The 22,521-nt window shown below is 67.1% G+C and carries 21 protein-coding genes; 8 read left to right on the top strand and 13 right to left on the bottom strand.

Features of this window, described 5'->3' with window-relative positions; translation table 11 throughout:
- Positions 1-29 precede the first annotated feature (29 nt).
- Positions 30-608, bottom strand: coding sequence for a nitroreductase (locus J0J06_RS12175; protein ID WP_294042510.1), 579 nt, complete (start codon positions 606-608; stop codon positions 30-32).
- Between the two features lie 114 nt (positions 609-722).
- Here J0J06_RS12175 and J0J06_RS12170 point away from each other — a divergent pair, with 114 nt between their 5' ends.
- Positions 723-2,522, top strand: coding sequence for a peptide MFS transporter (locus tag J0J06_RS12170; RefSeq protein ID WP_294042274.1), 1,800 nt, complete (start codon positions 723-725; stop codon positions 2,520-2,522).
- Between the two features lie 21 nt (positions 2,523-2,543).
- Here J0J06_RS12170 and J0J06_RS12165 read toward each other — a convergent pair whose 3' ends face one another.
- Together J0J06_RS12165 and J0J06_RS12160 are read right to left on the bottom strand one after the other, a co-directional pair.
- On the bottom strand, positions 2,544-3,545 hold the full coding sequence (locus tag J0J06_RS12165; protein ID WP_294042272.1) for an aldo/keto reductase: 1,002 nt from the start codon (positions 3,543-3,545) through the stop codon (positions 2,544-2,546).
- Positions 3,542-4,813 carry a cation:dicarboxylase symporter family transporter gene (locus tag J0J06_RS12160; RefSeq protein WP_294042269.1) on the bottom strand — a complete coding sequence of 424 codons (1,272 nt, stop codon included), beginning with the start codon at positions 4,811-4,813 and terminating at the stop codon, positions 3,542-3,544. The genes J0J06_RS12165 and J0J06_RS12160 overlap by 4 nt, the downstream gene beginning before the upstream one ends.
- Positions 4,814-4,884: 71 nt before the next feature.
- Between J0J06_RS12160 and glmM the strand changes: the two genes are divergently transcribed.
- Positions 4,885-6,225 carry a phosphoglucosamine mutase gene (glmM, locus tag J0J06_RS12155; protein ID WP_294042267.1) on the top strand — a complete coding sequence of 447 codons (1,341 nt, stop codon included), beginning with the start codon at positions 4,885-4,887 and terminating at the stop codon, positions 6,223-6,225.
- Here glmM and J0J06_RS12150 read toward each other — a convergent pair.
- From J0J06_RS12150 to J0J06_RS12135, 4 genes are read right to left on the bottom strand one after another with little or no spacing between them, the layout of a single operon-like run.
- Positions 6,222-6,587 carry a VOC family protein gene (locus J0J06_RS12150; RefSeq protein ID WP_294042265.1) on the bottom strand — a complete coding sequence of 122 codons (366 nt, stop codon included), beginning with the start codon at positions 6,585-6,587 and terminating at the stop codon, positions 6,222-6,224. The genes glmM and J0J06_RS12150 overlap by 4 nt on opposite strands.
- Complete coding sequence (nudC, locus tag J0J06_RS12145) at positions 6,581-7,459, bottom strand: NAD(+) diphosphatase (protein WP_294042263.1); 879 nt, start codon at positions 7,457-7,459, stop codon at positions 6,581-6,583. Before nudC ends, J0J06_RS12150 begins: the two co-directional genes overlap by 7 nt.
- Positions 7,456-8,808 (bottom strand): serine hydrolase, encoded by a 1,353-nt coding sequence (locus J0J06_RS12140; protein WP_294042261.1) that lies wholly within the window; start codon positions 8,806-8,808, stop codon positions 7,456-7,458. Before J0J06_RS12140 ends, nudC begins: the two co-directional genes overlap by 4 nt.
- The gene (locus J0J06_RS12135; protein WP_294042508.1) at positions 8,801-9,799 is read right to left on the bottom strand and encodes an A/G-specific adenine glycosylase; all 999 of its coding nucleotides are present in this window, start codon (positions 9,797-9,799) and stop codon (positions 8,801-8,803) included. The genes J0J06_RS12140 and J0J06_RS12135 overlap by 8 nt, the downstream gene beginning before the upstream one ends.
- Positions 9,800-9,858: 59 nt before the next feature.
- Between J0J06_RS12135 and J0J06_RS12130 the strand changes: the two genes are divergently transcribed.
- From J0J06_RS12130 to J0J06_RS12110, 5 genes are all read left to right on the top strand, one after another.
- Positions 9,859-10,422, top strand: a complete 564-nt coding sequence (locus tag J0J06_RS12130; protein WP_294042259.1) for a DUF721 domain-containing protein — start codon at positions 9,859-9,861, stop codon at positions 10,420-10,422.
- Between the two features lie 21 nt (positions 10,423-10,443).
- Positions 10,444-11,187, top strand: a complete 744-nt coding sequence (locus J0J06_RS12125; protein WP_294042257.1) for a thioredoxin domain-containing protein — start codon at positions 10,444-10,446, stop codon at positions 11,185-11,187.
- A 27-nt stretch (positions 11,188-11,214) separates the two neighbouring features.
- On the top strand, positions 11,215-14,613 hold the full coding sequence (smc, locus tag J0J06_RS12120; RefSeq protein WP_294042255.1) for a chromosome segregation protein SMC: 3,399 nt from the start codon (positions 11,215-11,217) through the stop codon (positions 14,611-14,613).
- Between the two features lie 71 nt (positions 14,614-14,684).
- Complete coding sequence (locus tag J0J06_RS12115; RefSeq protein WP_294042253.1) at positions 14,685-15,929, top strand: putative DNA modification/repair radical SAM protein; 1,245 nt, start codon at positions 14,685-14,687, stop codon at positions 15,927-15,929.
- Positions 15,930-15,961: 32 nt separating this feature from the next.
- Positions 15,962-17,350 carry a UdgX family uracil-DNA binding protein gene (locus J0J06_RS12110; RefSeq protein WP_294042251.1) on the top strand — a complete coding sequence of 463 codons (1,389 nt, stop codon included), beginning with the start codon at positions 15,962-15,964 and terminating at the stop codon, positions 17,348-17,350.
- On the opposite strand, the gene J0J06_RS12105 is transcribed toward J0J06_RS12110, so the two are convergent.
- A complete protein-coding gene (locus J0J06_RS12105) occupies positions 17,347-18,105 on the bottom strand; it encodes a hypothetical protein (RefSeq protein ID WP_294042249.1) in 759 nt (252 codons plus the stop codon). The two genes, J0J06_RS12110 and J0J06_RS12105, sit on opposite strands and share 4 nt — an antisense overlap.
- A 118-nt stretch (positions 18,106-18,223) precedes the next feature.
- Between J0J06_RS12105 and J0J06_RS12100 the strand changes: the two genes are divergently transcribed.
- Entirely contained in the window at positions 18,224-18,853 is a 630-nt protein-coding gene (locus tag J0J06_RS12100) for a DedA family protein (RefSeq protein WP_294042247.1), read from the top strand.
- On the opposite strand, the gene J0J06_RS12095 is transcribed toward J0J06_RS12100, so the two are convergent.
- From J0J06_RS12095 to J0J06_RS12075, 5 genes are all read right to left on the bottom strand, one after another.
- Positions 18,840-19,538 (bottom strand): DJ-1/PfpI family protein, encoded by a 699-nt coding sequence (locus J0J06_RS12095; RefSeq protein WP_294042244.1) that lies wholly within the window; start codon positions 19,536-19,538, stop codon positions 18,840-18,842. The two genes, J0J06_RS12100 and J0J06_RS12095, sit on opposite strands and share 14 nt — an antisense overlap.
- Position 19,539: 1 nt before the next feature.
- The gene (locus J0J06_RS12090; RefSeq protein ID WP_294042242.1) at positions 19,540-20,922 is read right to left on the bottom strand and encodes a hypothetical protein; all 1,383 of its coding nucleotides are present in this window, start codon (positions 20,920-20,922) and stop codon (positions 19,540-19,542) included.
- Between the two features lies 1 nt (position 20,923).
- Entirely contained in the window at positions 20,924-21,433 is a 510-nt protein-coding gene (locus J0J06_RS12085) for a DUF2306 domain-containing protein (protein WP_294042240.1), read from the bottom strand.
- A gap of 88 nt (positions 21,434-21,521) precedes the next feature.
- Positions 21,522-21,977 carry a hypothetical protein gene (locus J0J06_RS12080; protein WP_294042238.1) on the bottom strand — a complete coding sequence of 152 codons (456 nt, stop codon included), beginning with the start codon at positions 21,975-21,977 and terminating at the stop codon, positions 21,522-21,524.
- 21 nt (positions 21,978-21,998) lie between these two features.
- Entirely contained in the window at positions 21,999-22,490 is a 492-nt protein-coding gene (locus tag J0J06_RS12075) for a demethoxyubiquinone hydroxylase family protein (protein WP_294042506.1), read from the bottom strand.
- Positions 22,491-22,521 lie beyond the last annotated feature (31 nt).

The raw sequence follows: 22,521 nt of genomic DNA, 5'->3' as shown, positions 1-22,521 counted from the left end.
TACACCAATCGACGCCTACGTCCAGTCGATTAACCGCCCCATGTTGAAACAATCTTGCCCGGATCTGGGCGAGGCCTTTCCTCCAATTGCTTTGCCGGGGTGCCAAGGAAGATAAACCCGGCGATCCGTTCCGGCGCTGCGCCGAACGCATCCCGCACCGCGTCGGAAAAAGCCGCCCATCCGGTCAGCCAACCGCCGGCAAACCCCAGAGCATGCGCCGCGTGGAGCAGGTTCATGCACGCCGCCCCCACCGACAATTCCTGTTCCCACAGTGGAATATGACTTTCCGTCTTTGGCGAATACAACACGACCACCAAAGCCGGCGCTTGCGTGGCGAATTGTTCGAGCGACGCAATTTCCAGCGCGCCCGCCTGCGGGCGTTCGGCGCGATAGGCATCGGTGATCACCGCCGCCAGCGCCGCGCGCTTGTCGTCCGGCACCACCACGAACCGCCACGGCGCGAGCTTGCCATGATCCGGCGTCCGCGCCGCGATTTCCAGGATCTGCCGCAACTGCGCGTCGTCGGGTCGGGGCGCTATCAGATCACGCGGTTTGCCCGACCGGCGCGTGGCGAGGAGCGATAGCGGGGTCGAGCGGTCGTTGAACATGGCGCTCATCTAGGGCCGCCGCCCGCTATTTACACCCGGGTCTTTGCCGCTAGTCTCACTTGCAACCATCCGCCGCGCATTCGACGGCGGCACGAGAGTTCAGGGAGCGCATGCATGGTGGACACCCCGACCGCGGACAACCCGCGCGAGCCGGACATTACCCACGTCAATCCGGCGGCCGAGGATACGTGGTTCGGGCACCCAAGACAGCTGGCGCGGCTGTTCACCACGGAGATGTGGGAGCGGTTTGGCTATTACGGCATGCGCGCGCTGCTTACGCTGTATCTTGCCAATTACTTCCTGTTTTCCGATCGCACGACTAACGGGGTCTATGGCGGGTTCACCGCGCTGGTCTACCTGACGCCGCTGGTCGGCGGGCTGCTGGCCGACCGCTATCTCGGGTCGAAACGCGCGGTAAAGTTCGGCGCGATCATCATGTCGCTCGGCTATCTGATCCTCAGCGTGGGCGCGGGCATGGGCACCGAAGCCAAGCCCTTCGCGATGATCGAGGGCCAGCGTTATGAAGTGACGATCGACAAGGCGAGCGGCGACAAGCAGCAATATGTCACGATCGGCGCCGACAAGCTCGCGATCAAGGGCCAGGAGGACGGCAGCGTCAACCTTGTGGCCGCCGACGGCAAGGTCGCCAAGACATTGCCCAAGGGCGGACTCGAATCCGACGGCGAGCGTTCGCCCTTCTTCACGATGGTGCTGCTGATCGGCCTGTCGATGGTGACGATGGGCAACGGGTTCTTCAAACCCAACATCTCGACGATGGTCGGTGAACTCTATCCGAAGGGTGACGGCCGGCGCGACACCGGGTTCACGATCTTCTACATGGGGATCAATCTCGGCTCGCTATTCTCCCAGATCCTGTGCCCGTTTCTTGCTACGGCGGTCGGTTGGTGGGCCGGGTTCGGACTTGCATCGATTGGTATGTTGTTTTCCTGGACGCTGATCCAGTTCGATGGCGGACGACTGGGTGGCTATGGCGAGCCGCCAGCGAACGCCCCCAACCGCGCGATAATCATCTTCATCTGCGCGCTGGCGTCGTTGCCGGTCATCTATTTCCTGTTCACCAACCTCATGAGCGCGCCCGCGCCGGTCGAGGGGTCGGGTTTCGTCGGCTATCTGGTCTCGCTGTCGCTGATGGGCAAGTTGCTGTTCGGCACCTTCCTGATCGGCATCCCCGTCATCCTGTTCTGGTCCTGGCGCGTCGGTAACAAGGTCGAGTTCCAGATGATGCTGGCCGCGATGATACTCATCGTCTTCAACGTCGTATTCTGGACGCTGTTCGAACAGGCCGGATCGTCGCTGACGCTGTTCGCGGACCGCAACACCGACCTGTCGGTATTCGGGCTGTTCAGCATTTCGGCCGGCCAGACGCAGTTCTTCAATGCGGCCTTCATCGTCATTTTCGCGCCGTTCATGAGCTTGCTCTGGACGTCACTGGCGCGACGCGGACTCGAGCCACCGATCCCGGTCAAATTCGCGATCGCACTGATCGGCGTCGGGCTCGGCTTCCTGTTCCTGGTCTGGGGATCGAGCTTCGCGGGTCCGGACTTCAAGGTCGGCATCTGGTGGCTCGCCGGTCTCTACCTGATCCATTCGTTGGCCGAACTGTGCATCTCGCCGGTCGGTCTCAGCATGATCACCAAGCTGTCGATCGTGCGGATCGTCGGGCTGATGATGGGCGTATGGTTCCTGTCGATCTCGGTTGCACAATACGTCGCGGGCGTGGTCGCACAGTTCGCCAGCGTCGAGACGGTGGGCGGGCAGGTAACCAACCTGAAGGTCAGCCTCGATACCTACACGCATACCTTCACCACAATCGCTTGGGTCGCGATCGGGCTTGGCGTGCTCCTGTTCCTGCTGTCGTTCCCGCTCAAGAAGTGGATGCACGGGGTCAAATGACCCCGTGCCGCCCGGCGACCGCTAGAGTTTGACCATCCGCATCCCGCGCTCGGCGTAGCGCGGCCCGGCGGTGCCACCGTTGGGCGCGGCCGCCTCGATCGTCGCGAGATCCTGTTCGGTCAGCGTCACGTCGGGCGCACCCGCCGAATCGCGCATCGTCACGCGACGCTTCACGCCGGGGATCGGCACAATGTCGTCGCCCTGCGCGAGCAACCACGCCAGCGCGATCTGCGCGTTCGACGCATTGTGGTGCCCCGCCACCTCGGCGATGGCGTCGACGATCTTGAGGTTCTGCGGCAGCGTGTCGGGCTGGTAGCGCGGATCGTTGCGGCGCCAGTCGTCGGCGGGCAAGTCGTCGAGGCTGCGGATCGTGCCCGCTAGGAACCCTAGCCCCAGCGGCGAATAGGGCACGAAGCCGATACCGTTCTCCCGGCAGGCATTCAGGATGTCGCCCTCCACATCGCGCTCCCAGATCGAATATTCGCTCTGCAATGCGGTGATGGGATGAACCTGCGCCGCGCGGCGGATCGTCTCCGCCCCAGCTTCGGACAGAGCGATGTGGCGTACCTTCCCTTCCTTCACCAGCTCAACCATGCCGCCGACGGTGTCCTCGATCGGCACGTTGGGGTCGACGCGGTGCTGATAGAACAGGTCGATCGTGTCGATGCCGAGCCGCTGCAACGATCCCTCGCACGCCCGGCGCGCATTTTCGGGGCTGCCGTCGAGGCCGATCATCTCATTCCCGTTCCAGCGCGCCGCAAACTTGGTCGCGATGACGAGCCCCTCACGCTTGCCCTTGATCGCCTGGCCGACCAGTTCCTCGTTGGAGAACGGTCCGTACATCTCGGCGGTGTCGAAAAAGGTCACGCCAAGGTCGATCGCCTCGTGGATCGTCCGGATCGATTCATCGTCGTCGGCATGACCGTAATTGATGTTGCCCTCCCGGATCATCGGCATGCAGCCGATGCCGATCGCCGAGACTTTCAGGCCGCCGTCGTGCGTGCCAAGCGTGCGATATTTCATCCGGGAAGCTCCTCGAGTGCGCGGTCGGTCTCACCCTCGGGGCCGCCGCCGCTGCGGGCCGATATGGTGGCGGTGACAGCGACGTCCATGGTGACGTTGCCGAGCGTGCGAAATAAATCCGGCACCGTCTCGACCGCGACGAGCAGCCCGAGCGCCTCGATCGGCACGCCCATCGCCACCGACACCGGCGCGACCGAGGCGAAGAAGCTGATCGTGCCGGGGAGCGATACCGAGCCCATCGTGGTAATCGCCGCGGTGGCGACTCCGGCGGCGAGTTGGCCCGGACCGATATGCGTACCCGTCAGCATCGCGACGTAAAGCGCGACCGCGAGGTTCATCGCCGGGCTGGTGGCGCGGAACACCGCGACCGCGATCGGCAATACCACGCCCGACACGGCGGCTGGTGCGCCAAGCGCTTCGCTTGACCGCAGCATAGCCGGCAGGGATGCGAGCGACGATGAAGTCGAGATCGCGACGACCTGGCTCGGCAGCACCGCCCGGGCGAACCGCCCGATCCCGACCCGCGCGCCGATCACCGCCAGCGGATAGGCCGACAGCAGCACGAGGATGCCGAGGGTCGAGACTATCGCGATGTAATGCGCCAGCGCCCCGAACGCCGCCGCGCCCGTTTCCATCCCCAGCCCGAACGCCAGGCAGAACACGCCCAGCGGGGCGAGCACCAGCACCCAGCCGATCACCACCACCATCGCGTCGGCGATCGCCTGAAAGAGATCGATCAGCGTCTTGCGGCGGGCCGCTTCCAATCGCGTGATGGCGAAGGCGAACACCATCGCGAACACCGTCAGCGGTAAAAAGGAGTCGGTCGCGGCGGCGTCGACGATGTTGGTCGGGACGATCTTGTCGAAGAAATCGCCCAGGCTGGGAATCTGTCCCGCCGCCTTGGCGCTCGATAGCGACGCGCGCAACGCGTCGCCCCATTCGGCGGGGAGCGGAAAGAGCTCGAGCAGCAGCGGCGTCAGGAATGCCGACAGCAAGGTGTTGACCCACAGGATCACAACGAACGCGATCAGCGCGCGCGCCGCGATTTTGCCGGCGCGCGCTGCCTCGGCCGATGCCGCGATGCCGATCACCAGCAGGGCCACGACCAGCGGCACGATCACCATCTGCAGCCCGTGCAGCCACGCGCCGCCGATCCGCTTGGTGAACAGCAGCAGGAACGCCCCGGCGTCGGGCACCCATCTGGCGAGCGCGATCCCGAGCAGCAGTCCGACCACCAGCGACGCCAAAATCCGAAACGCCTGGCTCATGCTCGCCCTTCCCTGAATGCCGCGCTAAGAGATGGCGACAACGCGCAGAATAGCGGACGGAAACGAGCAGGATGGCAAGAAAATATTTCGGCACCGACGGGATTCGCGGCCTGACCAACAAGGCGCCGATGACCGCTGAGATGGCGATGAAGGTCGGCATGGCGGCTGGCGCGCATTTCGTGCGCGGCGACCACAAGCACCGCGTCGTGATCGGCAAGGACACGCGACTGTCGGGCTATATGCTCGAAAACGCGCTGGTCGCGGGCTTCACCAGCGTGGGGATGGACGTGACCTTGTTCGGCCCGCTGCCCACCCCGGCGATCGGCATGCTGACCAAGTCGATGCGCGCCGACATGGGCGTGATGATCTCGGCGAGCCACAATCCCTTCGCCGACAACGGGATCAAGCTGTTCGGTCCCGACGGCTACAAGCTCAGCGATGCCGACGAACTGGCAATCGAGGCGCTGATCGACGGCGACGTGCCGCTCGCGCCGGCTGCCGAAATCGGCCGTGCCCGCCGGATCGAGGATGCCCGCGGCCGCTACATCCATTTCGCCAAGTCCACCTTTCCCGACGACCTGCGGCTCGACGGCCTCAAGGTGGTCGTCGATTGCGCAAACGGTGCAGCGTATCAGGTCGCGCCGACGACGCTCTGGGAACTGGGCGCCGACGTCATCGCGATCGGCGTGTCGCCGAACGGCACCAATATCAACGACCAGGTCGGATCGACCGCGCCGCAGACCCTGTGCGAGACCGTAGTGGCGTCGGGCGCGCATATCGGCATCGCGCTGGACGGCGACGCCGACCGGCTGATCGTGGTCGACGAGAACGGCCGCGTGATCGACGGCGATCAGTTGATGGCGCTGATCGCGACGAGCTGGGCGCGGTCCGGCACGCTCGCCAACGGCGGTCTCGTCGCGACGGTGATGTCGAACCTCGGGCTCGAACGGCATCTCGCGGCGCAGGGGATCAAGCTGATCCGTACCGCGGTCGGCGACCGCTACGTGCTGGAGGCGATGCGCGGCCAGGGCTATAATGTCGGCGGCGAGCAATCGGGGCATATCATTCTCAGCGACTATGCGACGACCGGAGACGGGCTGGTCGCGGCGCTGCAGATCCTCGCCGAACTGGTGCGGTCGGGCTTGCCAGCGAGCGAATTGCTCCACCGCTTCGATCCGCTGCCGCAATTGCTCAAGAACGTGCGGTTCAAGGGCGGCAAGCCGCTCGACGACGCCGGCGTGAAGGCGGTGATTGCCGATGCCGAGGGCGAACTGGCGGGCAAGGGCCGGTTGGTGATCCGCCCCTCCGGCACCGAACCCGTGATTCGTGTGATGGCCGAAGGCGAGGACGCGAACCAGGTCGAGGCGGTGGTCGACCGCATCTGCGACGCGGTGACGGCGGCGGCCGCCTAGCGGCCCGCGAACAGGATCAGGTTGCCGTCGGGATCGGCGAGGATGAAGGTATGCGCGCCCCAGCTTTCGGTGCGTAGCTCCTGGTAAAACGCGACCCCGGCGGCGGTCAATTCAGCGTAGAGGGCGGCGATGTCGTCGCTTGTGATGGTGGCCGTCAGCGCGTCCGCCTCTCGCGCGCGAAAGCCGGCGTCGAATACCGGCCCGTCGACATGACGCAGGTTGAGCCGCGCTCCGTCGCGCGCGACCTGCGCGTAGAAAGGCGGGTCGCCGTGGACGAAAGCGGTTGCGAACCCGATCCTCGCGAAGAAGTCGCACGACGCCCCGATGTCCGACACGAACAATTGCGGCTCGGCGGTCAGCATTCCTCGTTCACCCAGCGTGTCAGCAAGGTATGCGCGATCGCGAAGCGCGGCGGCGCGGCCATCGGCGCTGTCGGGTCGCCCGCCAGCGCGCGCTTCATGTCGGCGCGGCTGACCCAGATCGCGTCCTGCAATTCCTTCGGGTCGATCGTGATCTTGTCGTCCTCGGCTTCCGAAACGCACGCCATCATCAGTTGGGAGGGGAACGGCCACGGCTGGCTGGCGACGTAGCGGACGTTCTTCACCCGCACCCCTGCTTCCTCGAAGATTTCGCGCGCGACTGCTTCCTCGATCGATTCGCCCGGCTCCATGAAGCCTGCAAGCGCCGAATAGCGCCCCGCAGGCCAATTGGGCCCGCGTCCGACCAGCGCCCGACCCTCATGCTCGGCGATCATGATAACGACGGGGTCGGTGCGCGGGAAATGTTCGGCGCCGCAATGGTTGCACAGCCGCCCCCAGCCCGCGCGGAACATCGCGGTGGGGTTGCCGCAATTGGCGCAGAAACGATGGCGGCTATGCCAGTCGAGCACGCTGCGCGCCGCCGCATAGGTCGCCGCCTCGCTCGATTGCAGCCGGTCGAGCATCGCGAACATCGCCACCGGCCGGCCCGGCGGCGCGTGCATCCCGTCGATGAACGCGGCGAAATGCGGCTTGCCGTCGATCAGGCCCAGGAACACCAGCTCGGTATCGGGCGGCGCGTCGGCCAGGTTCGTCCAGCCGAGCGTGCCGTCATCGCCGACATCCGGGGTGAACGCCGCGTCGAGCCGCAGCAGCTTCGCGCGCCAGTCCCCCATCGCCGCCGCCAACGCGTCCGCATCGTGGCGCAGATGGTCGGCGCGGTCGAGCGGACTGCCGGTAAACCCGGGTGCGATCATTTGTAACCAGCGATGTCGCTCAGGAACGCCTTTGTCGTCTCCGCGCGGACCGGCCATTTTTCGCCAGGGAAGTAATTGACCATCACCGTGCCGCGAAGCTTCTTGATCGGATTGACATAGGCGATCGTCCCCGCCGCGCCGCCCCAGCCATAGGTGCCCGCGCCGACGCTGCCTTCATGGTCCTCCAGAATAACCGATCCGCCCGCGCCGAACCCCATGCGCAGGTTCATCGTGCCCCCGGTCCCGCCGGGCAGCGCGCCGAATATGACGCCCGGCGGCAACAGGTCGGACATCGCGAGTTTCGCGGTTTCGGCCTTCATCACCCGCACGCCGTCCAACTCACCGTAATTCTGCAGCATATGGAGGAAACGGTCATAGTCGCTCGCCGACATGACGAGGCCCGCGCCGCCATAGGGAAAGCTGGGCGCGTCGAGATAGACCGAGGTCGCGGCGGGATCGAGCGGGATCGTCTTGTCGCCCCCCGGCAGGAAGGCGTAGTTGGTCGCGAACCGTCCGGCCTCGCTGGCCGGCACCCGCCAATAGCTCGATTTCATCTTGAGCGGATCGAACAGCCGAGTCTGGACGAACTTGTCGAACGGCATGTCCGCCGCCTTCTCGACCACCGCGGCCAGCACGTCGAGGCCGATCGAATAACTCCATTTGGCGCCGGGTTCGGTCAGCAGCGGCTGCGCCGCGACCTTGGTCGCGAACGCCTGCAGCGTGGCGGGGCGGATCGTGCGGAAACTGAGCTCGGTCGCGCGGCTGACCTGCGCCGGGTTGATGCCGAGCGTGCGGTAGCGGTCGAGCAGCGATCCCTTGACCGTCACCGGCTGCCCGAGATCATAGCCAAGTCCCGCGGTGTGGGTGAGCAAGTGGCGGATCGTGATCTGCGCCTTGGCAGGGTGCGTGGCGTCGACGGATCCGTTGGCGTCGTCCATTACGCGCATGTTCTTGAACGCGGGCAGGATGTCGCTGACCGGCTGGTCGAGCTTGAGCTTGCCGTCCTCGATCAGGATCATCGCCGCCATCGCGGTGATCGGCTTGGTCATGGAATAGACGCGCCACAGGCTGTCCGGGCCGGCCGCGGCGGCCCCGGCGCCGGTCCCGACCTTGCCTGCGGCGAGGAATATCGTCGCCTTGTCGCCGACGCCGAACGCGGCGACGATGCCGGGCATCTTGCCCGATGTTACATAACCATCGAGCAGCGCGCGCGTCCCCGGCAACGGGTCGGCGGCCGGAACGACGGGAACCGGCTGAGGCGCGGGCGCGACCGCCTGCGCGAGGGCGCCGCCGGCCAGGATCGCGGCGAGCGCCGTGCCGGTCACGATCGATGTCAGGAACTTACGCATCAGCCTCTCCTATCGCTGCCGCCGCCTTGGCGAAGACCGTGGGCAACCCCGCCTCGCCAAGCGAATCGACCGGCCACCATTCGCCGCCGACGGGCAGTGCATGGCGTTCGACGCGCGCGGTCGCAAGCGCGAGTTGCAAATTGAAATGGGTGAAACCGTGCGCGACGGTCGCTTTGCGCATCGTCCAGTCGGCGGTGAGCGGTGCTTCGGCGATGCCGGGCTGCGTTTCCTGCCACGGCCCGGTCGGCAAGGCCCGCATCCCGCCGAGCAGCCCGTTGGGCGGCCGGCGGACCAGCATCACCGCATCCCCCGCCTGCGCCCAGAAGATCGTGCCGTAGCGTTGCGGCCTGGCGGCTTTGGCAGCCTTGACCGGAAACGCTTCTTGGTCCCCCACCGCCAGCGCCGCGCAATCGTCGCGAAGCGGGCAAAGCAAACAGCGCGGCTTGCGCGGCGTGCAGATTGCCGAGCCGAGGTCCATCATGGCCTGAGCGAAATCGCCCGCGCGGTCCGGCGGCGTGATCGTCTCCGCCGCTTCGCGAACATTTGCCTTGGTGGTGGCGCGGAACAAGCGCGCGACGACGCGCTCCACGTTGGCGTCGACCACAGTCGCGTGTTCGCCAAATGCGATCGCGGCGATCGCAGCGGCCGTATAGTCGCCGATGCCAGGCAGCCTGCGCAATTCGGCCTCGGTCGCCGGAAAACGCCCGCCATGGTCCGCCACCACCGCCTTCGCGCAAGCGACGAGGTTCCGCGCGCGGGCGTAATATCCCAGCCCCGCCCACGCCGCCATGACGTCATCGTCGGATGCCTGCGCCAGGCTCTCGAAATCGGGCCAGCGCGCGGTCCACGCCCGGAACCGTGGCGTGACGGTCGCCACCGTCGTCTGCTGCAGCATCACCTCGGACAGCCAGACGCGATACGGATCGGCGGCCTCGCCGGGTTTCGCGCGCCACGGCAGGTCTCGGCGATGCGCGTCATACCAATCAAGCAGCTTGGCGGCGACGGATGAATGCTTGGCGGCCACGGGTCGGCTATGGCATGGATGACGCGATGAGCAAGCGCCCCCCCGCCAGACCGCCCGTTCAGGAGCGCCCCCGCGGCGGCCCGGCGCGCACGGTCGCGGACTTGCTGCCCCAGGTCGGCGGCGCGGCGTTCAAGCGCTACGGATTCGTCCAGTCGGGCATCGTCACGCGCTGGGCGGAGATCGTCGGGCTGAAATATGCCGGCGTTTCGACCCCCGAATCGATCCGCTTCCCGCCGGGCAAGAAAGCGGAAGGGGTGCTGACCGTAATCGTGAAGGGCGCGCACGCCGCGATGATGCAGCATATCGCCCCAGAGATCGTGGAGCGCGTCAATCGCTTCTTCGGCTATGCCGCGGTCGCGCGCCTCACGCTCAAACAGGGCAATGTCGCGCCCCGCCCGTCGCGCGTCGCGCCGCCCAGCCTCAAGCCGATCGAGCCTTCCGCCGCGATTGGCGAAGGCCTGCGGGCGATCGCCGATCCCGAACTGCGTGCGGTGCTCGGCGCGCTGGCCGCCGGCGTCGCCGCGACGCGCGGTCCACCCATCGTCGGCGACGAGCTTGCCAGCCTCGTCGTTACCGGCAAAATCAGCTAGTTCTTTCCGTTGGAGTTCCCGATGACGTTTCGTACCCTTTTCGCCGCCGCTCCCCTGCTGTTCCTGGCCGCTTGCGGCGGCAGCCAGGACGCAACCAACGTTACCGCCCCGGCGGGCAGCGTGAAGGCGGTCACCCCGCCCGCGGGCAAGGCCTGGGTCGATACCGTCGTCAAGACGCCTGAAGGTGGCTTCCGTATGGGCAATCCCGACGCCCCGCTTAAGATCGTCGAATATGGCTCGCGCGCCTGCCCCTATTGCGCCTTGTTCGATACCGAAGGGTTCGAGCCGCTCAAGGCCGATTTCATCGCGACCGGCAAGGTGAGCTACGAGTTCCGCGAATATCCGGTTCACGGCCCGCTCGACTTCGCGCCGATCCTGCTCGGCCAGTGCACCGGCGACACCGCGACGTTCTTCCCGATCCTCGACCAGATGTTCAAGAATCAGGAAACGCTGCTCAAGGACGAACAGGCGGTCGCCGCCAAGGTTCAGGCGATGGGCAACGCCACGCCAAATCAGGTCGCCGTCGCCTTCGCCGAAGGACTCGGCTATATCGATTTCATGAAGCAGCGCGGGCTGCCCGAAGATAAGGCGCGCGCCTGCCTCAACGACCCCGCCGGGATCAAGAAGATCGTCGATGGTGCGCAAGCGGCGAACGACAAGTATCAGATCACCGGCACGCCCACCTTCATCCTCAACGACGTCAAGCTCGACGGCGTCGATCGCTGGGAAAAGCTGAAGGCGGTGCTGACCAACCGCGGCGCGTAACGCTGAGCGCCGGGGGCCGCGATCGACATGCAGATAAAGCGGCTCCGGCTCTCGGGCTTCAAGAGCTTCGTCGATCCGGCCGACCTGCGCATCGAGCCCGGGCTGACCGGCGTCGTCGGTCCCAACGGCTGCGGCAAGTCCAACCTGCTCGAGGCGTTGCGCTGGACAATGGGCGAGAACAGCCCGAAGTCTATGCGCGGCGCCGGCATGGACGACGTCATCTTCGCCGGCACCGACGTGCGGCCGGCGCGCGACTTTGCCGAAGTATCGATCCTGGCCGAGATCGACGGCGGGGAGACTGAAGTCGTACGGCGCATCGAGCGCGGCGCGGGGTCGGCCTATCGCATCGACGGTCGCGACGTCCGCGCGAAGGACGTCGCCCTGCTGTTCGCCGATGCCGCGACTGGCGCGCATTCGCCCGCGCTCGTCAGCCAGGGGCGGATCGGCGCGGTGATCGCCGCCAAGCCTGCCGAACGCCGCGCCATGCTGGAGGAGGCCGCGGGCATTGCGGGCCTCCACGTCCGCCGCAAGGACGCCGAACAGAAACTGCGCGCGACCGAGGCCAATCTGGCGCGGCTCGACGAGATCATGTCCGACCAGGAAACGCGCGCCAACGCGTTGCGGCGGCAGGCGCGGCAGGCCGAACGCTATCGCGAACTGTCGGACAAGATCCGCGTGGCCGAGGCGCGGATGATCTTCGCTCGCTGGCGCGACGCGGCGGCGGCGGCGGACGCGGCCAAGACGGATGCGGCGGCCTGCGAGGACAAGGTCGCGACTGCAGCCGAACTGCAGCGCGCCGCGGCCGCGCACCAGCATGCGGCGACGACGGCGTTGGGCGAAGCGCGCGCCGCGGCGCTGGCCGCGCGCGACGCGGCGACCGAGGCAGGACACGCGCTCGCGGGCTTGCGCGCCGAGCATGCGGCGGCGGCGCGGCGGATCGTCGAGCTGGCCGAACAACGCGGGCGGATCGCCGAAGATCGCGAGCGCGAGGGCGCACTGGCGGTCGATGCCGCGGAAGCGCTGGCCCGGCTCGATGCCGAGGCCAAGGCGCTGGCGAAACGCGCCGACGAAGCGGCGGCACGGCTCCCTGCACTCGACGCGACGTTGGCGGACGCAGAACGCGCCGCGCGCGACGCCGATGTGGCGCTGGCGCAGGCGATGAGCCGCCAGGCCGCCGAACTGGCTGATGCGCGCGTCGCGGAAGCGGCGGCGGTGGCGGCGCGCGCGCGGCACGACCGCGCGGTACGCGACCAGGCGACATGGGAAGCCGAGTTCAAGGCGCTGGGCGACGTCACCCCGCTACGCGCCGAGAAAGCGGCGGCGGCCAAAGCACGCGCCGAAGCGCTCGACTCGGCGGAAACCGCGCGAGCGGCGCGGGCACGGGCCGATGCCGACGAACGCGCCGCGCAGGAGGCACGCGACTCCGCCGAGGCGGCGCGGGCCACGGCGCGGGCTGAGCTGGCAGCGATCGAGAGCGAGCTCGTCGCGCTGGAAAAGGCGACTCGGCCGTCGGGGCGAGACCGATTGCTCGATCATGTCCGCGCCGCGCCGGGGTACGAGCGCGCGCTGGCGGCGGCCTTGGGCGACGATCTCGAAACCGGGCTGGACACGAAGGCCGACCGTTATTGGGCCGGGGCCGAGCCGCTGCCGGGCGATCCGGGTCCGCACGGGCTGGTACGGCTCGGTGACCATGTCGAAGCACCCGCGGCGCTCGCGCGGCGGCTGGCGCAGGTGCTGGTGGCGGATAGCGATGGCGGCCAGCCGCTCGCGGTCGGCCAGCGGCTGGTGACGCTTGGCGGCGTCCTGCGGCGGTGGGACGGCTATGTCGCCAAGTCCAACGGCGCGGCGGCGGCGGAACGCCTCGAACGGATCAACCGGCTCGCGGCGCTCGAGAAAGCGCGGCCCAAGGCGCAAGGGTCGCTCGACAAGGCGAATAGCCAGCTCGACGCCGCCGAAGCAAAGATCGCTGTTGCGCGCGCCGATGCGAGCGCTGCGCGCGCCTCGCTCGACCGGGCCGAGACCGCGGCGCGCGACGCGAGCCGGAGGGAGGATCGCGCAACCGCGCAGCTCGAACGGATCGAGGCGCAGCGCGCCGACCTCGACACGCGCGGCCGCCGCGTTGCCGCCGAGATCGGTGAGGCCGAGGCCGAGGTGAAGCGCGCCGACGCCGCACGCGCGGCGCTCCCCGATGGAGCGGCGACCCGCGAGACGGTGGCGCGGCTCCAGGCCGAAGCTGAGGCGCGCCGCGTCGCCTCATCCAATGTGCGGACGGAGCGGAGCACTATCGACCGCGCGGTCGCCGCCGACCGCGAGCGGCTGGCCGCCGCCGATGCCGAGCAGAAGGGATGGAAAGCCCGTGCCGGCGAAGCGGCGAAACGCATCGCCGACATGGCGAAGCGCGAAGCGACGCTGGCCGCCGAGGCGGAGGCTGCCGCGGCGCGTCCCGACGAACTCACCGCGCGGATCGCCGAGCACGAAACCGCGCATGCCGGCCTTCGCGCAGCCGCCGACGCCGCGGCCGCCGCCGAACGCGAGGCGGAAACCAGGCTGCGCCATGGGGAGCAAACCGCGCAGGCCGCCGCCGAGGCGCTATCGCTCGCGCGCGAAGCTCGCGCCGGGGCATCGGCGCGCGCCGAAAGCCAGGACCTCCGCCGAATCGAGATGACTCGCCTGTCGGGCGAACGCTTCGCCTGTCCGCCCCCTCTGCTCGGCGAACGGATCGGGTTCGACGCCGACCAGGTTGGCGATCCGCAGGACGAATCCGTCCAGCACGACAAATTGCTTGTCGATCGCGAGCGGATCGGCCCGGTCAATCTGGTCGCCGAGACCGAACTCGCCGAACTCGACGCCGCGCGGATCGATGCGGCGGCGGAGCGCGACGAGCTGGGCCAGGCGGTCAACCAGTTGCGCGGGTCGATCGGAACGCTCAACCGCGAAGGCCGGCAACGGCTGCTCGCCGCGTTCGAGGCGGTCAACGGTCATTTCCAGCGGCTGTTCGCGACGCTGTTCAACGGCGGTGCGGCGCGGCTCGAACTGGTCGATTCGGACGATCCGCTGGAGGCAGGGCTGGAAATCATGGCGCAGCCGCCGGGCAAGAAACTCCAGTCGCTGACCCTGCTGTCGGGGGGTGAGCAGGCGCTGACCGCGGTCGCCCTGATCTTCGGGCTGTTCCTGACCAACCCCGCGCCGATCTGCGTGCTCGACGAAGTCGACGCCCCGCTCGACGACGCCAATATCGAGCGGTTCTGCGACCTGCTCGACCGCATGGTGGCGGATACCCGCACGCGCTATCTGGTCGTCACGCACAACGCCGTAACGATGAGCCGGATGCACCGCCTGTTCGGGGTAACGATGATCGAACGCGGCGTCAGCCGGCTCGTCTCGGTCGACCTGGGTGGCGCGGAGACGTTGCTCGCCGCGGAATGACGGCCGCGTTAGCGGTGAAGCGACTCACATAGATCAGTGACTTTCGAAGTTTTGGAACATAAAAGGAACGAGTGGCCCAACTCGACACTCGCCAGAAGCTCGAAATTCTCGCCGACGCGGCCAAATACGATGCGAGCTGTGCTTCGTCGGGATCGGTGAAGCGCGATTCGCGCGGGGGCAAGGGGATCGGGTCGACCGACCAAGGCATGGGCATCTGCCATGCCTATGCGCCCGACGGGCGTTGTATCTCGCTGCTCAAGATCCTGCTGACCAACAGCTGCATTTTCGACTGCCATTATTGCATCAACCGCAAGAGCTCGAACGTGCGCCGCGCGCGGTTCACGACTGACGAGGTCGTCCAACTGACGCTCGCTTTCTATCGCCGCAATTATATCGAGGGCCTGTTCCTCTCGTCCGGCATCATCCGGTCGTCCAACTACACGATGGAGCAAATCGTCGAGGTTGCGCGGAGCTTGCGCGAGGACCATGATTTTCGCGGCTACATTCACCTCAAGACCATTCCCGACGCCGATCCGGAGCTGGTGCACCAGGCCGGCCTGTATGCGGACCGCGTGTCGATCAACGTCGAGCTGCCGACGGTCAGCGGGCTGAAGCGGCTCGCGCCAGAGAAATCCGCGACACGGATCGAAGGCGCGATGGCGGCGACCAAGGCCGATATCCTCGACACCGCGGATGCGAAGAAACGCTACAAATCGGCGGCGCGGTTCGCGCCGGCCGGGCAATCCACGCAGATGATTGTCGGGGCCGACGCGGCGACCGACCGCGACATCGTCGGGCGGGCGGCCGGGCTCTACGGCAAGTTCGGGCTGCGGCGCGTCTATTATTCTGCCTTCTCGCCGATCCCGGACGCGAGCGCCGTTCTGCCGCTTAAGCGCCCGCCCTTGATGCGCGAGCATCGCCTCTATCAGTCCGACTGGCTGATGCGCTTCTACGAATTCAGTCCGCAGGAAGTGGCGGACGCCGCGGATGAGACGGGCATGATGCCGCTCGATATCGACCCCAAGCTCGCCTGGGCACTCAAGCATCGCGCGCGCTTCCCGGTCGACGTGAACAGGGCGCCGCGGGAGATGCTGTTGCGTGTGCCGGGGCTGGGGACGCGCGCGGTCGGGAAGATCCTGGCGGCGCGGCGTTGGCGGCGGTTGAGCCTTGCGGACATCGGTCGCCTCACCGTATCGATCGCCAAGATCCGCCCCTTCCTGATCGCGAGCGACTGGCGCCCGGTGGTGCTTGCCGACAAGCTCGACGTGCGAACCTTGGTCGCGCCCAAGACCGAGCAAATGGAATTGTTCGGATGAAACCGCGGCGCGCGCTCGCCGGTTGACGTGCCATGCGCGTGATCACGCTGGAGGCGGAGGACGATTTCGGCGGCTGGCGCGACACTGTGCGGGGCCTTGTGATAGATCACGTCCCACCCGATCAGGTCGGGTGGCAGGTCGGCGACGAGCCGGGCGAACTGTTCGCCGGGCAAGTGCAGCTCGCCCCGCTCGCGACTGGCGTGTTTTCGGTGCCTCGGCCCTTCATCGACCTCGCGCGCAAGGCCATCCTGCACGACGATCGCGAGCGGTTCGCGTTGCTCCACACGCTGCTGGTGCGGCTGCGCGACCAACCGAAGCTGATGGAGGACCAGGCCGATCCACTGGTCCGCAAGCTCGAAGGGTTCGCCAAGGCGGTCCGCCGCGACATCCACAAGATGCGCGCCTTCGTCCGCTTCCGCGAGGTCCACGACGACGGCGCCACACGCTACGTGGCGTGGTTCGAGCCCGAGTTCCACATCGTCCGCGCCAACGCGGCGTTCTTCGTCAATCGCTTCGCGACGATGCGCTGGTCGATCCTGACGCCCCAACTCGCCATCCACTGGGACGGCAAGCGGCTGACCGAAGGGCCCGGCGCGACCAAGGCCGACGCGCCGGAGGGCGACTCGATCGAGGCGATGTGGAAGACCTATTATGCGTCAATCTTCAATCCCGCGCGGGTCAAGGTCGGCGCGATGCTGAAGGAAATGCCGCGCAAATATTGGAAAAACATGCCCGAGACCACGTTGGTGCCGGCGTTGATCGCTGGTGCGCAGGCGCGGGAGAGCGAAATGGTGGCGACGGCAAAGGCCAAGACCATATCCGGAGGCAACATCCAGGCGGCTTGGGAAGCGCTGCGCGAGGAAGCGATGGGCTGCACCCGCTGCCACCTCCACAGGCACGCGACGCAAACGGTGTTCGGCGAGGGACCAGTCGATGCCGACCTGATGTTCGTCGGCGAGCAGCCTGGGGATCAGGAGGATCTGGCGGGCCGTCCGTTCGTCGGTCCCGCGGGGCAAGTGTTCGACCGCGCGATGGCGGATGCCGGCGTGGACCGGGCGCGCGTCTATATCACCAACGCCGTCAAGCATTTCAAATACGAGCTGCGCGGCAAGCGCCGCATCCATTCGAAACCCGATGCCGGGGAGATCACCGCATGCCGCTGGTGGATCGACCAGGAACTGGCGCTGGTGAAGCCGAAGATGACCGTGGCGCTGGGCGCAACCGCCGCGCATAGCCTGTTCGGCAAGGCGATGACGATCGGCCGCGAGCGCGGTCGCGCGCTCGAGCTGCCCGACGGCGGCATGGCGTGGATCACCGTCCATCCAAGCTTCCTGCTCCGCCTCCCCGACGAAGCGGCCAGACGCGAGGAATATGCGAAGTTCGTCGCCGACCTGAAAGCCGCCGCGGCAGCGGCCTCTTAATTGTCCGGGATGCCGTCGGCGGACGTATCGACCTTCGACGTTTCGCGGGGCGTCGGATAATCGCTAGGACCGCCATTGTCGTCGGCGGGGCGCATCTCGCTCGACACCGGCTTGAAGTCGGCACCGCCGTTCATCGGGCACCCGGCACGGCGCAATTTGTCCGCCATCGCCTGCAGCTTGATCACGTTGCGCGCGCCCTCGCCGATCGCCTGAGTCAGGTTCTTCGGGTCTTCGCGCGGGCGGTTCATCATATCGTTCTCGCCGGCGGCCCGCCACGCCTCGACCATTTTCGCGCACTCCTCGGCGCTGGCGCGGGGGCCGTCGGTCAGCTTGTTGAGCTCGCCTTCGACCGCCAACGAAAACAGGCCGGAGGTGATCCCGGTAGAACGGAACGTCGGCGACACCATGTCGTCGGGCGCATCGCCGCGCTTGACGCTGGTGGTGACGCGCGTGCGTTTGCCGCCGTCCAGTTGCTCGAAGGTCGCGGTCATGATCGTAGCGACCTTGTCGCCTGCCATCACCCACCACGTCATATGATCGGCTGCCTTTTCGAGCCGGATGTCGGGCTTGACCCCGCCCGACAGGCTGGGGTCAGTGCCGGGATTGCCGGGCTGGGCGGAGATGTCGAGGTCCTCAAGCGCGGCGACGACGTCGGCCTGCGACCGGTCGACGACATGCGAATAGCCGTTGCCGATCCAGTTGCACCCCACGAGCGCGAGCGCCAGCAGCCCAGTGAAGATGCCCCGTTTGATCATTGCAGGTCCCCGATTCCTGACAGGAATACTGCCCGATCAGCGCTGAAGAATCGTTGAAACGACAGGGTTAATCATCGGCGCTTGACCGTCCGCGCACGCTCCCGCATCGCCGCTACCCATGATCGAGAAAATCATCTCAACGCTGGCGGTCTTCACCATCTGGGTCATTTCGACCGGCGGCTATCTCGGGATCGTCGTGCTGATGGCGATCGAGAGTGCATGCATTCCGCTGCCCAGCGAGATCATCATGCCGTTCGCGGGGTATCTGGTCTCGACCGGGCGGTTCGACCTGTATCTCGCTGCGACAGCAGGGGCGATCGGGTGCAATCTTGGGTCGATCGTCGCCTATGAGGTCGGCAAGCGCGGCGGGCGGCCGCTAGCGCTCAAATGGGGCAAATATGTCCTGATCGGGCCGGGCGAGATCGACGCCGCCGACCGCTTCTTCGAGCGATACGGGTCGATCGCGGTGCTGATCGGGCGGCTGCTCCCGGTGATCCGCAGCTTCATCGCCTTCCCCGCCGGGGTCGCGCGGATGAAGCTGGTGCCGTTCCACGTCTATACCTTCATCGGGTCGTGGCCATGGTGTTTCGGGCTTGCCTGGGTCGGCATGAAGCTGGGCAGCGCGTGGGACAGCGACCCGCGGTTGAAGGCGGCGTTCCACTCGGCCGATCTGGTGATCGGACTGGTGCTGGTCGCGGCGGTCGCCTTCTACATCTGGCACCGCGTTCGTGGGGTCAGGAAAGGCTGAGCTTCTCCGCCACCGCGCGCGTCCGCGCGTCGCGATCGCCCGCCATCCGCTCGGCCATCTTCCGGTAACGGTCGAGGATTTCCGGTTCGACCTTGTCGGGGGAGCCGGCGTCGAACGGCGGGTGCGGATCGTATTCGATGCTGAGCTGCACGAACTTGGCGTGCGCGTCGCCGCGGATCGCCGCGACCAAGGCGAGGCCGAAATCGATCCCCGCCGTCACCCCGCCGCCGGTCACGCGATTGCGGTCGAACACATAGCGTTCGTGGACCGGCTCGGCCCCGAACAAGGCGAGGTTGTGGTGCGACGCCCAGTGCGTCGTCGCGCGATACCCCTCGAGCAGCCCAGCCGCACCGAGCAGCAGCGCGCCGGTGCATACCGCCGTGACCCATTGCGCCTGCGCCCCGGCTTCGCGCACCCAGGCGACGGTCTCCATATCTTCCATCGCCGGCACCACGCCGAACCCGCCCGGCGCGAACAGAATGTCGGGCATCCGCGCGGTCGCGAAGGTCGCGGTCGGCTGAAGCGTGAAACCGGCGTCGGTCGGCACCGGATCGAGAGACTTCGCGACCAGATCGATCGTCGTGTTGCCCATTCGCGTCAGCACTTGCGCCGGGCCGGTGAAATCGAGCTGAGTCATGTCCGGGAAAAGCACGAAACCGATATGCAGAGCGGAAATGCTGGCCATGTCAGGCTCCCTGGCGTGATGAGCGGACGCTCCACCACAGCAACGCCGCGATCGGGAGCGCGATGCACAGGTAGAACACGACCCCCGCGATCGGCGAATAGCCGAAGAAATCACTGGGCAGCGTGCGCAGCGTCCCCGTCGGCCAGTCGACTTTCAGGATCGGATCCCAGAGCGGGAACTTATACTCATCCGACGCGACGATGTCGGCGGCGGCGATGGCGAGGTTGATCGCGACCGACACGCCCAGGATCGCCGCTGCCAGCGCCCGCTCCCACCAAAAGACCAGGCTCGACCAATAGGACGCAAGCCCGATCGCGAGCAGTCCGATCACGGGGATCGCGTGACGCGGGCCGGTCGAACTGCCGCCGTCCCAATAGACATAGGCCGCGTTGACGAGCAGCACGACGAGCGCCGCCGCAGCCAACATGACCGCCAGGCTCCGCTGGCGCTTGGCCAGTTGCCACAATCCGAAGGGCGCGAGGATCAGGACCGGCGCGACCCACAACAGGCCGCGGCGCATCCCGACGACGATTTCGGCCAGCACCGCGAGCTTGGGGCTGGTCAGCCCGAACAGCCCCTGCTGCATGCCGGGGAAATCGTGCACGCCTTCATACCCCAGCCGGAACGGCGTGCCGAACGCGATCATGTTATAGGCGATCAGCGGGACCAGCAACGTGACGGCACCAGCCAGCGCCGCGGCGGCGACCGGGGCGGGGCGGCGCAGGCGGAACGCGCCCCACAGGGCGATGACCGAACCGGCAAGCACTGACTGCAACTCGATCAGCGCGGCGAGACCCAGCGCCGCCCCGGCGATCACGGCGAACCGCACCGCCCGCTCCTGCCCGCCCCGCCACAACGCCCAGACCGCGATGACGAACAGGTCGGCGACCGGCGCGTGCCCGAACAAGGTGGTCGACCAGCCCCAGATCGGCGTGCCGAGCGCATAGGTGATCGCCCCGAAGCACGCCGCACCGGCGCTCCCTGTCAGCCCGAGCGCAAGATCGAACAGCGCAACCGCCGCCAGCGCGGTCAACAACGCGCTCACGCTCGCCACCGCCAGCCTCAGCCGCACCGTCATCCAGTGTTCGAAATCACGGTCCCAAACCGTCGGCGGGATCGGCGGTCGCACGGTGACGTGCTCCGCCGCCGCCATCGCGGGCAGCGCGAGCAACGTCATCCCCGGCGCCTTGTCGAGATAGACGTGGCCGTCGAATTCGGCCTTGTCGATCGTCAGCTTGCTGAACTCGTCGATTTTGGCGTCGCCGCGCTCTACCAGCGCGATCGCGGCGAACATCCGCGTTGAATTGTTGGGGTTGAGCGCCCACGACCCGAACCACGCACACGATAGCCATACGAGCACGAACAACAGAATGCGGACGCGCATATCAGCCGAACAGCCAGTGCCCGAGCAGGCGCGTCTCGATCAACGTGAAATAGCCCGCGACGATTAGCGCCCCCGTCACCAGCCCGCGCACCGCCATGCGATGCCCGGCAATGTTATGGCGCCGCGCGGTCAGCCATACGCGCGGCGCCATCACCAGCACGAACACCGACAGGATGTGGATAAAGCTGAAATGGCCGGGGTTGCTGTAGCGTACGAACAGGCTGATCGCGGCGGTCGCGACCATGGCGGCCACCCATATCTTGCCGAGCAACCGGTGCACCGGCGTTCCCCGCGGGCGAAGCAGGATGTAGGGCGTGAGGACGAGCGCGACCGTGACCGTCGCCAGGTGCAGCCAGATACCACGCGGCACGCGTGCCCAGTCGGCACGCCCCTTCGCCAGTGCGACGACGACGATGACCAGCAATATCGTCGCGACGCCCGCCAGCAGTTTTTCATAAACGTCGGGTCTGGTCGATGTGACGGGCTTGGGCTTGAAGAAGATGGTGGCCATGGGTCCCCCGGTCGGTCGCGGAGGGACCCTAGAGTGGTTGCGTCGTCAATTGAATCGCTTTTGCGAAGCGCCGCGGTGGAATAGCGAATCAGTTGCTCCGCTGACCCTCGACCTCGTCCTTGTCGCGCTGCTTGTCGATCGCCTTGTTCTGCTTGAACTGCTGCCGCGAACAGCCGATCCCGCCCCCAGGTCCGACCGCCGAGCACGAGCCGATTCCGGCGCCGCCCGTGTCGAGCGTACCTTGCGCGCGCAACGCCCAGCTTTCGTTCTGCGGCGTGATCTTGAAATCGCGCAATTCCTTGGGGACGCGGAACTGCTCGTTGGCGTCGCGCCGCGTGCAGACGACGATTTCCGCACCGTTGGCGTCGGTCGGGCAGCGTTCGTTGCCATAGAGCACGAGCACGCCGTTGACCGGCGCGTTCTTCGACACCGTGCCCGGACCGATCGGCTTGGGCGGCGGCGGAACGCCCGGGCCCGATACGGTTTGCGCCGCGGCGGGAAGCGCGATCATCGCGGCGGCCGCGCCCAAAACGATCCTTCGCATCCTCACTCCTCCTCTGCGCGGCTATACGCGCTTGGCGGTGGCGATGGCCAGCCGGCAGCCCAGCCGGATCGCCGCCGACATCAGCGGATAGGCCGGCGCCGATTCCGCCCCGTGCGCCAGCGCGGTGTCGCGATGCTCGACCTCATCCGCCTGGAACTCCGCGATCGCCGCCGACAATGCGGGATCGCTATCGCCCAGCACCTGAAGCTGTTCTGAATAATGTTTGTCGATCTCGGTTTCGACCGCGGCGGTGCAAGCCATCGCGGCTTCGGGGCCGATTGCCGCTGTCACCGCGCCCAGCGCGAAGCCGGCGACGTTCCAGAATGGCTGGAGCAACGTCGGGCGGACGCCACGCTCGGCGACCAGTCTGTCGAAGAACGCCTGGTGCCGTTCCTCCTGCCGCGCCATGCCCGCGATCTCGCGCGCGGCCGCGCTGCGGTCGCCCATCACGGCGAGCTGTCCCGCATAGATTCGCGTCGCGCCATATTCGCCCGCCTGATCGACCCGGATCATCGAATCGGTCGCAGGCCGCCGATCACCGGGG

It is taken from the genome of Sphingomonas sp., assembly GCF_017304615.1.
GTDB lineage: Bacteria > Pseudomonadota > Alphaproteobacteria > Sphingomonadales > Sphingomonadaceae > Sphingomonas.
The sequence above is the reverse complement of the archived record's forward strand: the minus strand, read 5'-3'. Positions and strand labels throughout refer to the sequence as shown.